Below are 14,147 nucleotides of genomic sequence, written 5' to 3' on the forward strand. Positions count from 1 at the left end.
TGCTATGACCACTCTTGATTTGGTAACGCTAAGCGAACGGACGAAACAGCATAAAAACGCACTGATTCACATTGTGAAACCGCCGGTCTGTACCGAGCGAGCGCAGCATTATACCGAGGCTTATCAGCAGCATCAGGACAAACCTCTCCCCGTCAGGCGTGCGCTGGCGCTGGCACATCACTTACAGCTTCGCACCGTTTGGATCAAAAATGACGAGCTGATTATCGGTAATCAGGCCAGCCAACTGCGCGCCGCGCCAATTTTCCCTGAATACACCGTGAGTTGGATTGAAAACGAAATTGATGAGCTGGCCGATCGCCCCGGTGCGGGTTTCTCGGTCAGTGCAGCAGATAAAGCGGTATTGCACAGTATTTGCCCGTGGTGGCGCGGCCAAACAGTGCAGGACCGCTGCTACGGCATGTTTACCGATGAGCAAAAAGCGTTATTGGCTACCGGCATTATAAAAGCCGAAGGTAATATGACTTCTGGTGATGCGCATTTGGCGGTTAACTTCCCGTTATTGTTAGAAAAAGGGCTGGATGGCCTGCGCAGTAAAGTGGCGAGTCGCCGCGAACGGTTACAACTGACGGACTGGAGTGACCTGCATAAAGAGCAATTCCTGAAAGCCATTGATATTTCATTGGTGGCACTGAGCGAACATATCGAACGTTATGCGGCGGTTGCGCGGCAAATGGCAGAAGAAGAGAGCCGTGATTGGCGGCGCATTGAACTACACACTATCGCCACAAACTGCGAGTTGATTGCTCACCAACCGCCACAAACCTTCTGGCAAGCCTTGCAGTTGTGCTATTTCATCCAATTGATGCTGCAAATTGAATCTAATGGTCACTCGGTTTCTTTTGGCCGCCTCGACCAATACCTCTATCCATGGTATCGCCGTGACGTGGAGCTGGAAAATACCCTTAGCCGCGAAAAAGCCATTGAGATGCTGCATAGCTGCTGGCTCAAGTTGCTGGAAGTGAACAAGATCCGTTCCGGTTCGCACTCTAAGGCCTCGGCGGGCAGCCCGCTGTATCAGAATGTCACTATTGGTGGGCAGAAGCTGGTGCAGGGTAAAGCGATTGATGCGGTTAACCCGCTCTCTTATGCGGTGTTGGAGTCCTGTGGCCGTTTACGTTCGACTCAGCCGAATCTCAGCGTGCGCTACCATGCCGGTATCAGTGATGATTTCCTTGATGCTTGTGTGCAGGTCATTCGCTGCGGCTTTGGTATGCCGGCATTTAATAATGACGAAATTGTTATTCCTGAATTTATCAAATTGGGCGTAGAACCACAGGATGCTTACGATTACGCTGCCATCGGTTGCATTGAAACTGCGGTGGGGGGGAAATGGGGCTATCGCTGTACCGGCATGAGCTTTATTAATTTTGCTCGCGTGATGCTAGCGGCGCTGGAGCAAGGTAAAGATGCAACTTCCGGGCAAGTATTCTTGCCGCAAGAGCAGGGGTTATCACAAGGTAACTTCACTGATTTCTCACAAGTGATGGCGCAATGGGATCAGCAGATCCGTTACTACACGCGAAAATCCATCGAAATTGAGTGTGTGGTAGATACCGTGTTGGAAGAGAATGCCCACGATATTGTCTGTTCTGCACTGGTGGATGATTGTATTGAGCGCGGTAAAAGTATTAAGCAGGGCGGCGCGCGCTATGACTGGGTTTCTGGCTTGCAGGTGGGCATTGCCAATTTGGGTAATAGTCTGGCAGCGGTGCGCAAACTGGTGTTTGAACAACAGCTTATCGGCCAACAGCAACTGGCAACGGCATTAGCTAATGACTTTGCTGGCCTGAACGGTGAGCAATTACGCCAACATCTGATTAATTCAGCACCGAAATACGGTAATGATATTGATGATGTTGACCAACTGCTGGTGCGCGCTTATCAGACGTATATTGATGAGTTGAAGCAATATCACAATACCCGTTTTGGTCGCGGCCCGATCGGCGGTACCTATTACGCCGGAACATCGTCTATTTCGGCTAACGTGCCGTTTGGTGCGGCAACGATGGCAACGCCGGATGGACGTAAAGCCCACAGCCCACTGGCGGAAGGCGCAAGCCCTGCCTCCGGTACTGACCATTTGGGGCCAACGGCGGTGTTTAACTCACTGTCAAAACTGCCGACAGCTTCTATTCTGGGTGGGGTGCTACTGAATCAAAAACTTAATCCGTCGACCTTAGATAACCCGCGTGATCGCGAAAAGCTGATGATGATGTTGCGTACCTTCTTTGAGGAGTATCTGGGCTGGCATGTGCAGTACAACATTGTATCGCGTGAGACATTGCTTGATGCCAAGCAACACCCAGACCGCTACCGTGATCTGGTGGTGCGGGTTGCGGGTTACTCGGCATTCTTTACCGCGCTATCGCCAGATGCACAAGACGATATTATCGCCCGAACCGAGCACACTTTGTGAGCTGTAGTAAATGATAATGGATGTTGATATTTGTTAAACGAACCCTGTCTTATTTTGCTGTGTACCAAAAATTTCTGAGTAATGGTGTTTTTCACCAGCCAGTGGGTTCAACAATCTGCTGGCTTTTTTTATCCTGCCTCCTTGAGGTTGAAACACGGTCGACCGCATCCATTATTTGGATGTGAAATTTATGTGGCTGATATACTTTTCTCTATATAAATCTACACGCTTCTGTAGCATAGCGTTTAATTGTTATTTCTGGCGCTGGAGCCTGGAATGAAATCTGCTTTGACCTTTTCCCGCCGTATTAACCCGGTGTTTCTTGCTTTCTTTGTGGTGGCTTTTCTTTCCGGTATCGCCGGCGCGTTACAGGCACCGACATTAAGCCTGTTCTTAAGCACTGAAGTGAAAGTACGCCCACTGTGGGTTGGACTGTTTTATACCGTCAATGCCATTGCCGGGATTACCGTCAGCTTTGTACTGGCCAAACGCTCAGATTTACGTGGTGACCGCCGTAAGCTAATTATGGTTTGTTACTTGATGGCGGTGGGGAACTGCCTGCTATTTGCCTTTAATCGTGACTATCTGACGCTAATCACCGCCGGTGTGCTGCTGGCGGCGGTGGCCAATACCGCGATGCCGCAGATTTTCGCCTTAGCGCGAGAATATGCCGATAGCTCGGCGCGGGAAGTGGTGATGTTTAGCTCGATTATGCGTGCGCAGCTTTCATTGGCTTGGGTTATCGGCCCGCCGCTGTCGTTTATGTTAGCGCTGAATTATGGTTTTACGCTGATGTTCAGTATCGCCGCCGGTATTTTTGTCCTCAGTGCGCTGGTGGTGTGGTTTATTCTGCCTTCGGTGCAGCGAGCAGAGCCGGAGGTGGATGCGTCAGCGGTGGTGCAGGGCAGTTTGTTTGCCGATAAAGACGTTTTGTTGTTGTTTATTGCGTCAATGTTGATGTGGACTTGCAACACCATGTACATCATTGATATGCCGCTGTATATCACGGCAAACTTGGGGTTGCCTGAGCGGTTGGCTGGTCTGTTGATGGGGACCGCTGCCGGACTGGAAATCCCTATTATGCTGCTGGCGGGTTACTCGGTCAGGCGTTTTGGTAAGCGCAAAATTATGCTGTTTGCGGTGCTGGCGGGTGTGCTGTTTTATACCGGATTGGTGTTATTCAAATTCAAAACTGCACTGATGCTTTTGCAGATTTTTAATGCCATTTTTATTGGTATTGTCGCCGGGATTGGCATGCTCTATTTTCAGGATTTAATGCCTGGCAGGGCCGGAGCAGCAACCACGCTGTTTACCAATAGTATTTCCACTGGGGTGATTTTGGCTGGGGTTCTGCAAGGGGTATTGACCGAAACCTGGGGCCATAATTCGGTATATGTGGTGGCGATGGGATTAGCGATTCTGGCGTTAATCATCTGTGCTCGGGTGAGAGAGGCATAGCGCCCCGCAGGGCGCTTGCGAAAGAGCTTAATAGATGGGTAACAGGTTCAGACTGGATAAAATATGGGCGATGGCGTTAACCGCCCCAAACAGTAAAATCACAATAATCAATGGGGTACCGCCCCACACACGATACAGTGGGCTGCCGAAGCGCTTACGTGAAGCGCGTGCCAGCAGTGCCGGTACGATGGCCGCCCAGACGGTAGCTGCCAGCCCGGCATAGCCGATAGCGTAAATGAAACCATCTGGATATATCAGCCCACCCAATATTGGCGGCAGGAAGGTGATAACCGCAGTCTTCCCACGTCCTAAGCGACTGTCGTCAAACTTAAATAAATCCGCAAGATAATCAAATAGTCCCAATGTTACGCCAAGGAATGAGCTGGCGACCGCGAAGTTTGAGAAGACAGTTAGCAGCAGGTCCATCGATGAACTTTGCAAAATCCCACCAAGCGCACTGACCAATACATCAATATTGCCGCCCTGGCTGGCTATCTCGCGAAATTGTGGCCGTGGGATATTGCCCATCGTGCCGACCAGCCAGATGATATAGAGGGTCAGCGCCAGCAGAGTACCAATCAGCAGGCAGTTACGGATACGATGTGGATTCTTGCCGTAATACTTCATCAAACTGGGGACGTTGCCGTGGTAACCGAATGATGCCAGGCAGAACGGCAAGGTCATCAGCAGGTAAGGCAGATAGCTGGGATTGGCTTCGCTCAGGTTAAACAGTTTCACCGGTTCGACATGGCCCAACAGCCCGCCGAACGTCATAAAGAAGGTGAGAATTTTAGCGCCCAGCACGATGGTGGTCATCCGGCTGACGGCTGTGGTGCTGAGCCAGACAATAAAGGCGACAAACAGAGCAAAGAACAGTCCGCCTAATCGGGCCGGAAAATCGATCCCCATCCCGCGCAACGTGTGTTGAATAACCGAACCGCTGGCAGAGATATAAGCGTAAGTCAGAATGTAGAGCACAAAGGCGACAGTCAGGCCATTGATTACATTCCAGCCGTTACCCAGTAAGTCTTTGGTGATGGTGTCAAAACTGGCACCGGTATGATAATTGAGGTTAGCTTCGAGGATCATTAATCCTGAATGAAGCATACAAAACCAGGTAAAAACCAAAACGGCAATAGACCAATAAAACCAGATCCCTGACATAACGACCGGTAATGAAAACATACCTGCGCCGACGATGGTTCCTGCAATAATCATTGCTCCGCCGAGCAGGGAAGGATTTTTAATTTTACGTGCTGCGACCTGATCTTCCAGTGTTGTTTGGGCCATAGTAGGGTGTCCTCGTGTGGTTTTACCACTTATAGAGGTAGCGATTTGGCAGCAATATTCCCCCTGCCTGAAGTGAACAGGGGGCGTGTTGTTAGAGTGGTAGTCGCGCTTTATTCGACCGGTTTTAACCGGGCAACAAAGTGGCGCAGAACAGGGGGTTCGTAAGTAAAGGTTAAGCCTTTGATATCATGAGCGCGTGATTTGAGCGAAATCAGTGCGTCGGCGATGTAATCCATATGGTCGTTGGTGTAGACCCGGCGCGGGATCGTCAGGCGCAGCAGTTCCAGCGGTGACGGTTTTTGTTTACCCGTTTCTGGATCTCGCCCCAGCAGTAGCGAGCCAATTTCCACACTGCGGATACCTGCCTCCAGATACAGTTCGTTATTCAAGGCTTGGGCTGGGAATTGCTCAGCCGGAATATGTGGCAGCAGAATCTTGGCATCGACAAATACCGCGTGGCCGCCGGTAGGATACTGAATTGGGATCCCGCCCGCCCGCAGGCGGTCACCCAAATATTCTACCTGTCCGATACGGTACTTCAGGAAGTCCTCGTTCATTCCTTCTTCCAGCCCGATGGCCAGTGCTTCCATATCACGACCAGCTAAACCGCCATAGGTGACAAACCCTTCCATTGGCACACAACGGATGCGAACATCGTTGAATAGGTCTTCATCGGTACGGAAACAACATAATCCACCAATATTTACCATGGGGTCTTTTTTGGCAGACATGGTTAACATATCGCCATATTGGTACATCTCTAAAATGATTTCTTTGACGGATTTATCCGCGTAACCCGGCTCTCTTTGTTTGATAAACCAGGCATTTTCACAGAAGCGAGCGGAGTCGATCACCACTGGAATATTGTGCTGCTGAGCGATGCGATACACTTCGCGCATATTGCTCATAGAAATAGGCTGGCCGCCGGAGCTATTACAGGTCACGGTGGTAATAATAGAAACCACGTTTTCTGCACCATGTTCGGCAATGGTTGCTTTTAACTGATCTAAATCGAAATCCCCTTTCCAGTCATAATATGCAACGGTATCAAAGGCTTTCGGTGTGACTACGTTAATTGCCTTCGCACCATTCATCTCAACGTGAGCCGCCGTGGTATCAAAGTGGAAATTGGAAATAAAGACTGGCTTCTTACCCCCACCGGCCTTTTGTTTTTTCGCAATCAGGCAAGGGAACAGAATCTGTTCAGCGCCACGCCCCTGATGGGTTGGGATAGTAAACGGATAGCCAATCAGTTTCTTCACTTGGTCACACAAGTGATAGTAGTTACGCGAGCCGGCATAGGCCTCATCGCCCATCATTAACCCGGCCCATTGGCGGTCACTCATCGCACCGGTGCCAGAGTCGGTGAGCAAATCAATATAGACATCTTCACTTGGCAGTAAGAATGGGTTATAGCCTGCTTCGATTAATGCTTTCTCACGATCTTCCCGGTTGGTCATCCGAATATTTTCAACCATTTTAATACGGAAGGGTTCTGGGATACGTTTCATGGCTTATGACTCCAAATACCCTTGATACTTGCAGTCGCAGCTAACGGCTCTGCAACTCCAATTACTTTGGGCATATATATTAATATTAAAAATGCAGTCATGTGTGGCGAGCGAAAATAGTTATTCGCATTACCAATGACGGCAATAAAATAAATAAATGAGTGTTTTCAGCCTAAGCTGAATAAGCAATGGAGGTGTTAACGCGGGAAATCGTTGGCGAGGCGGTAATCTATATTAAACCAGGCTCGGCTATCGCCGGAGATGCGAGCTTCGTAACGCAATGCAATGCGTGTCATAAGGCGCCCTCTAGGTGTGGATGGAGGATGACAGCATACCGTGGTTGAAGAAATAAAAAGTGACCGCCAGCACAAAATATAATCAAATTAGTCAATATCAGAATCATTAATACTTAGTTAAAATAATAACTTGAGAAACTGTTATATAACAAGTTGATTGATATGGGATTTGGCTTTTTTCGTGAAAAATGAACTAAGAAAGGATGCGTTTTTAATTAGTATTTTTATAGATTTTGAATTGTTGGGTCAGGGCTTACCTGACACCAACAATATACTCACAAAATTAACTTAAAATAAATTAACGTAAAAATGCCGGTTGCTGTTTTTCATATGCAGAAATATTACTTTCATGCTGCAACGTCAGGCCAATACTGTCCAAGCCATTAATCATACAATGGCGGCGGAAGCTGTCTATTTCAAAAGAATAACTATTGCCACCGGCCTTCACGGTTTGCTCTTCCAAATCAACAATAAACTCAATGCCTTCATTGTCGTTAACCAATTGGAATAAGGTATCGATATCCGCTTCGCTTAGGGTCACCGGTAATAATTGGTTATTAAACGAGTTACCGTAAAATATATCAGCGAAACTAGGGGCAATAACCACTTTGAAACCGAAATCGGTCAGCGCCCATGGCGCATGTTCCCGCGAGGAGCCACAACCGAAATTCTCACGCGCCAACAGAATAGTTGCACCCAGATAGCGGGGTTGGTTCAGCACAAACTCAGGGTTTGGCACCTGGCCTGCATCGTCAAGAAAACGCCAGTCGTTAAATAAGTGTTGGCCGAAGCCAGTGCGAGTCACTTTTTGTAAAAACTGTTTTGGGATAATCGCGTCGGTATCGACATTTGCCGCATCCAACGGAGCGACCAAACCCGTGTGTTGAGTAAATTTAGCCATAATGGTGTCTCCGGTTAGTGGGTAGCGGCTTCTAAGTCGCGAACATCAGCAAAATGACCACTGACAGCGGCGGCGGCGGCCATGGCCGGGCTAACCAAATGTGTGCGGCCACCACGGCCCTGACGGCCTTCAAAGTTACGGTTGCTGGTGGAGGCACAACGCTCTCCGGGTTCCAGGCGGTCGTTGTTCATCGCCAAGCACATGGAACAACCGGGCAAGCGCCACTCAAAACCGGCATCGATAAAGATCTTGTCCAGACCTTCCGCTTCTGCCTGCGCTTTTACCGGGCCTGAGCCAGGTACTACAATGGCTTGCACGCCCGTCGCGACTTTACGCCCTTGTGCCACAGCGGCGGCGGCACGCAAATCTTCAATACGTGAGTTGGTGCAGGAACCGATAAAGACTTTATCAATTGCTACCTCGGTCAACTTAATGCCGGGGCGCAAATCCATATACGCCAAGGCTTTTTCCGCCGAGGCACGTTCAACTGGATCATTGAATGACTCAGGCGCAGGAATCATGTCATTAACCGCAATGACCTGGCCTGGGTTGGTGCCCCAAGTGACTTGTGGCGCGATATCTGCGGCATCCAGGGTGACGATAGTGTCAAATTTGGCATCAGCATCAGATTTCAACGTGCGCCAGTAGGCCACACCTTGTTCCCACTGCTCGCCGGTTGGGGCGAACTGACGACCTTTCAGGTAGTCGAAAGTGGTGTCATCCGGGGCGACTAAACCGGCTTTAGCACCCATCTCGATTGCCATGTTACATAATGTCATCCGGCCTTCCATGCTCAGTGCTTCAATGGCGCTGCCACAGAACTCCACCACATGCCCGGTGCCGCCTGCACTACCGGTCTTGCCGATAATCGCCAATACGATGTCTTTGGCGGTAATCCCTGCACCGACAGTACCGTTAACTTCGATTTTCATGGTTTTGGCACGGCCCTGTTTCAGGGTCTGGGTTGCCAGCACATGCTCAACCTCTGAGGTGCCGATACCGAAGGCCAATGATCCGAATGCGCCATGGGTCGCCGTGTGTGAGTCACCACAGACGATGGTCATGCCCGGTAACGTCATGCCTTGTTCAGGGCCAATCACATGGACGATACCTTGGAACGGATGATTCAGGTCATATAAAGAGACACCAAACTCAGCACAGTTCTTAATCAGCTCCTGCATCTGAATACGGGCCATTTCGCCGCTGGCATTGATATCTTTGGTTTGGGTTGAAACGTTGTGGTCCATCGTGGCAAAGGTTTTACCCGGCTGACGCACCGGGCGACCCATCGCGCGCAAACCATCAAAGGCTTGCGGCGAGGTAACTTCATGTACCAGATGGCGGTCGATGTACAACAATGGCGTTTCATTTGGCGCTTCGTAAACGATGTGCGCATCGTACAATTTTTGATATAAAGTCTTGTTTTGATATAACGTCTTGCCCATTTTACACTCCCTCCATTACGAATTTAGCGATAACATCGCCCATTTCGTTGGTACCGATGGCTTTACCTTCGCCAGCCAAATCAGCCGTGCGATAGCCTTGTTCTAATGCCTGGTTGATCGCGCGCTCAATAGCATCGGCGGCATCGTCTTTACCCAAACTGAAACGCAATAGCAGAGTTAATGACAGAATCTGGGCAATCGGGTTGGCGATATTTTTGCCCGCGATATCGGGTGCGGAGCCACCTGCGGGTTCATATAAACCGAAACCTTGTTCGTTCAAGCTGGCCGACGGCAACATCCCCATTGAACCCGTTATCATGGCGCACTCATCAGACAAAATATCGCCAAACAAGTTAGAACACAGCAACACATCAAACTGGGAAGGGTCTTTGATCAACTGCATGGTGGCGTTATCGATATACATATGGGACAACGCAACATCTGGGTAATCGGCTGCAATGGCGGTTACCACTTCACGCCACAGAATAGAGCTTTGCAACACATTGGCTTTATCAATAGAAGTAACCTTGCCACGGCGTTTACGCGCAGATTCAAAGGCAATTCGGGCAATACGTTCAATTTCAAAGCGATGATAAACTTCGGTATCAAAAGCGCGCTCGTGCTGGCCTTGGCCTTCACGGCCTTTGGGTTGGCCGAAGTAGATGCCGCCAGTTAATTCACGCACACACAGAATATCAAAACCTTTAGCGGCAATATCGCTGCGCAATGGGCAGAAATCTTCTAACCCTTGATACAACCGCGCTGGGCGCAAGTTGCTGAATAATTTAAAGTGCTTGCGCAATGGCAACAACGCACCACGCTCAGGTTGTTCTGCCGGGGGCAAATGTTCCCATTTCGGGCCGCCTACCGAGCCAAACAAGATAGCGTCAGCCTGCTCACATCCGCTGACAGTCGCTGCGGGTAACGGGCTGCCGTGACGGTCGATGGCTGCACCACCCACATCATAAGCGCTGGTTGAAATCTTGATGCCGAAACGCTGACGCACCGCATCCAATACTTTATTTGCCTGAGCCATTACTTCAGGGCCAATACCGTCTCCGGGCAAAACGGCAATATGATAAGTCTTAGTCATGTTCACACCATTTCCTGATTATTTTGTTGCAAGCGCTGCTTCTCAATATCTACCTGATGAGCGCGCCAGATGTTATTTAATACGTGAACCAACGCCTTCGCGGATGACTCGACAATATCTGTTGCCAGACCCACGCCGTGGAAGCGGCGGCCTTTATGGTCAACCACGATATCAACCTGACCCAATGCATCTTTACCCTGACCGTTGGCAGACAGTTGATATTTCACCAGTTCAATCTCATAACCGGTAATGCGATTGATGGCCTGATACACCGCATCAACCGGGCCATTACCTGTGGCTGCTTCTGATTTAATGTCTTCGCCACAGACCAATTTGACGGATGCCGTTGCCATTACGCTGGAGCCAGACTGCACGCTGAAATAGTCTAAACGGTAGTGTTCCGGCTCTTCCTGCTGTTTATTAATGAAGGCTAACGCTTCTAAATCGTAATCAAATACCTGACCCTTTTTATCCGCCAACTTCAGGAATGCGTCGTACAAGGAGTCCAAATTGTAATCTTTATCCTGATAACCCATCTCTTCCATGCGGTGTTTGACCGCTGCGCGACCAGAACGGGAGGTCAGGTTCAACTGCACTTCTTTCAGGCCGATGGATTGCGGTGTCATGATTTCGTAGTTTTCACGATTTTTCAGCACGCCATCCTGATGAATACCGGATGAGTGAGCGAAAGCATTACTGCCGACAATGGCTTTGTTAGCGGGTATTGGCATGTTGCATAACTTACTGACCAATTGGCTGGTGCGGTAAATCTCTTGATGATTGATATTGGTATGCACGCCCAACATCTTTTCACGCACTTTAATAGCCATGATCACTTCTTCCAGTGAACAGTTACCAGCGCGTTCGCCTAAACCATTAATCGTACCTTCTACCTGACGTGCACCGGCTTGGACCGCAGTGATGGAGTTGGCAACTGACATGCCTAAATCGTCATGGCAATGGACCGAGATGATGGCTTTATCAATATTTGGCACTCGCTCATACAAGTCGGTGATAATTCCGCCGAATTGATAAGGGGTCGTGTAACCGACAGTATCAGGGATATTGATGGTAGTAGCGCCGGCATTAATCGCGGCTTCTACGATGCGACACAGGTTATCAATAGGCGTACGGCCTGCATCTTCACAAGAGAACTCTACGTCATTGGTATAGTTGCGGGCGCGTTTCACCGAGTGGACAGCCATCGCCAACACATCATCAAATGAGCGCTTTAATTTAGATTCGATATGTAAGGTGGATGTCGCCAAGAACACATGAATACGGAAGGCTTCAGCAATACGCAAAGCTTCGGCGGCGACATCAATATCCTTGTCTACACAGCGAGCCAAGGCGCAAACGCGGCTGTTTTTGACTTGCTGAGCGATGGTGCGCACTGACTCAAAATCACCAGGGGAGGAAACCGGGAAACCGACTTCCATGACATCGACACCCATTCGTTCCAGTGCAAGCGCAATTTGCAGCTTCTCTTTAACACTCAGGCTGGCTTGTAATGCTTGTTCACCGTCGCGCAATGTTGTATCGAAAATAATGACTTGTTGGCTCATGGTTTGTTCCTTGTCGTGTTTACTTTTGCGCTTAGCGGGTAAAAAAAAACCCGCGCATTTGCGCGGGCTTGTTAATCTTGATGACTGAATCAGTTCTGATTTCCGTCCACCAACATACCGCGCAAGTGAGATGCGTTAAGTAGTAGGCTTAGTAGACGGGTTGAGTAGAACATAATTTTTCAGTTTCTCATTGGTTAAAATAATGCGTTGCCTAAATTGATACGTGAATTTTGTGGTCATGTCAACTTTTGTTTAAAATGGCGTGTTCAACTGGTTACGCGGGTTATAGATTCCTTATAACGACATAAAAAACCTAAAAATTAAATATATAGGGTTTTTAATCTAAAAATAGATACTGATGATTTTGTTTTATTTGGCATAATCTTCATAATATGGATTATTGTGCTTCTCTGATATTTTGGGCCATAAATCATCTGCCTAGAGAGGAAAACGTCGGTTTTGGTATGCCACATTGAGGTCTCCTTGGTAGGGAATGAGATAAGTAATAGCAGCCTGTTAGTTATTACAATGATAAATTCACAATAAATCTTATTATTTTTACAATATATATTTTTTTAATATAAATATTCATCACTATTATAAATAATAGCGTTTGTTATTTTTAAATGTTATGAGTTTGTTCTGTGGGTATAATTAAATGACGAGATTAAATTCATTATTTAATATGTTGATGCTAATAACTAAGGATTAATAAGTTTGAATTGATGAATTTATTATTTATTAATGGCATAGTTGTCAATCATCTCATTTTGTGATGTGATTATCTTGTTAAGTTTATTATTGGTACTTATGATTAAACGGGTTGGCATTTTTGATGTAAATTTCTGTGGAAATATATATAAGATATTTTATGTGAATACTTTGTTCGCGAATTTATCTATGGGCGTTATTGACTAAAAGATAGGGAGTAAATTAATACTTTTGCATTTATACAAGGATGAGACTCATTTTACTCAACAAGAGTAGTGATGAGAACATTGGTATTGTTAATAGTAAGAGAATAAAGATATTTTGAGGTGTATATAAATATCAGTAAAGTTCTTTTATTAATCATGCCATCTGCATAAAGCTTAGTGGAGTTAAGCATGTTTGAACACAACTTAGTAGCCGACGACCAAGTAACTAAAAAAGAAGGTAGTGATGTTCACTTAAGAAGTGTCGACCTCAATTTATTAACCGTTTTTGATGCCGTGATGCAAATGCATAACGTGACACGTGCAGCCCAGTCACTGGGAATGTCCCAGCCAGCAGTGAGTAATGCCGTTGCCCGTTTGAAAGTGATGTTTAATGACGAGCTGTTCGTTCGTTATGGCCGAGGTATTCAGCCTACCTCCAGGGCTCGTCAGTTGTTTGGGCCGGTGAGGCAAGCCCTGCAATTAGTTCAAAATGAGTTGCCCGGTGCCGGCTTTGAAGCCAAAAAGAGTAAGCGAATCTTTAAATTATCTGTTTGTAGTCCGTTAGATATCAGATTGACGGCACAAATAATACAATGCATTAAGCAATTAGCGCCTAATGTTCAGATCATGATCAAATCCTATTTGAATGATAATATTGAGCATCAGTTACGCTATCAAGAGACCGAATTTGTTATAGGTTATACCAAATTTGAGCGCCCGGACTTTCATTATTTATCAATCTCTAATGATGAATCCGTTCTGGTAGTCTCGAAAGACCATCCCCGTATTGGTAATTCAATTACGCAAGAACAACTCCTTTCAGAGTCACATGCGGTAGTGTCATTGGATAAAGTAGGTTCTTTCAGTGGGCATTATTATGAGTCAGAGGTCAGTGCTCAAACTATTGTATATGAAAGTACTGATATGAATAGTGTGCTTAATATTGTATCTCAAACTTGCTTTGTGGCAATTGCGCCTCGTTGGCTTGCTCAAAAATACAGCGATGCGCTTAATCTGAAACTTATCTCTTTACCTTGGAAAAATACAAACCGGCCATGTTATCTCACGTGGCATGAATCTACTGATAGAGATAAAGGCCATCAGTGGATGAAAGAGCTACTCAGCCAACTTACTATTCCTGCGTAATTATTTTTGTTAACCCCTGCTGCTGGAATTATCTTATTCTCAGTAGCAGGTAAGGTAACAACTAACTTAACGTGTGTTTTTGTTGTCG

Annotated in this window: 10 protein-coding genes; 3 read left to right on the forward strand and 7 right to left on the reverse strand. The window is 47.3% G+C overall.

Annotation, left to right across the window (positions count from 1 at the left end):
• The first annotated feature begins 4 nt into the window (after positions 1-4).
• Together A6J67_RS07145 and A6J67_RS07150 are read left to right on the forward strand one after the other, a co-directional pair.
• On the forward strand, positions 5-2,437 hold the full coding sequence (locus tag A6J67_RS07145) for a formate C-acetyltransferase/glycerol dehydratase family glycyl radical enzyme (RefSeq protein ID WP_050296834.1): 2,433 nt from the start codon (positions 5-7) through the stop codon (positions 2,435-2,437).
• Between the two features lie 276 nt (positions 2,438-2,713).
• Entirely contained in the window at positions 2,714-3,895 is a 1,182-nt protein-coding gene (locus A6J67_RS07150) for a sugar efflux transporter (protein ID WP_032905453.1), read from the forward strand.
• A 27-nt stretch (positions 3,896-3,922) separates the two neighbouring features.
• On the opposite strand, the gene mtr is transcribed toward A6J67_RS07150, so the two are convergent.
• The 7 genes from mtr to leuA all read right to left on the reverse strand — a co-directional run bounded on the left by mtr (position 3,923) and on the right by leuA (position 11,996).
• Positions 3,923-5,185, reverse strand: a complete 1,263-nt coding sequence (gene mtr / locus A6J67_RS07155) for a tryptophan permease (RefSeq protein WP_005181363.1) — start codon at positions 5,183-5,185, stop codon at positions 3,923-3,925.
• Between the two features lie 110 nt (positions 5,186-5,295).
• A complete protein-coding gene (gene tnaA / locus A6J67_RS07160; protein WP_005181367.1) occupies positions 5,296-6,696 on the reverse strand; it encodes a tryptophanase in 1,401 nt (466 codons plus the stop codon).
• Positions 6,697-6,893: 197 nt separating this feature from the next.
• Positions 6,894-6,992 carry a tryptophanase leader peptide gene (tnaC, locus tag A6J67_RS07165; RefSeq protein ID WP_071843463.1) on the reverse strand — a complete coding sequence of 33 codons (99 nt, stop codon included), beginning with the start codon at positions 6,990-6,992 and terminating at the stop codon, positions 6,894-6,896.
• Between the two features lie 298 nt (positions 6,993-7,290).
• Positions 7,291-7,893 (reverse strand): 3-isopropylmalate dehydratase small subunit, encoded by a 603-nt coding sequence (leuD, locus tag A6J67_RS07170; protein ID WP_005181370.1) that lies wholly within the window; start codon positions 7,891-7,893, stop codon positions 7,291-7,293.
• Between the two features lie 14 nt (positions 7,894-7,907).
• A complete protein-coding gene (gene leuC, locus A6J67_RS07175; RefSeq protein ID WP_050296835.1) occupies positions 7,908-9,338 on the reverse strand; it encodes a 3-isopropylmalate dehydratase large subunit in 1,431 nt (476 codons plus the stop codon).
• Position 9,339: 1 nt separating this feature from the next.
• Complete coding sequence (gene leuB, locus A6J67_RS07180) at positions 9,340-10,431, reverse strand: 3-isopropylmalate dehydrogenase (protein ID WP_005181376.1); 1,092 nt, start codon at positions 10,429-10,431, stop codon at positions 9,340-9,342.
• Between the two features lie 2 nt (positions 10,432-10,433).
• Entirely contained in the window at positions 10,434-11,996 is a 1,563-nt protein-coding gene (leuA, locus tag A6J67_RS07185; protein WP_005181379.1) for a 2-isopropylmalate synthase, read from the reverse strand.
• 1,106 nt (positions 11,997-13,102) lie between these two features.
• Between leuA and leuO the strand changes: the two genes are divergently transcribed.
• On the forward strand, positions 13,103-14,059 hold the full coding sequence (gene leuO, locus A6J67_RS07190; protein WP_042568569.1) for a transcriptional regulator LeuO: 957 nt from the start codon (positions 13,103-13,105) through the stop codon (positions 14,057-14,059).
• Positions 14,060-14,147 lie beyond the last annotated feature (88 nt).

This window comes from Yersinia sp. FDAARGOS_228 (genome assembly GCF_002073315.2).
GTDB classification, from domain to species: domain Bacteria; phylum Pseudomonadota; class Gammaproteobacteria; order Enterobacterales; family Enterobacteriaceae; genus Yersinia; species Yersinia intermedia.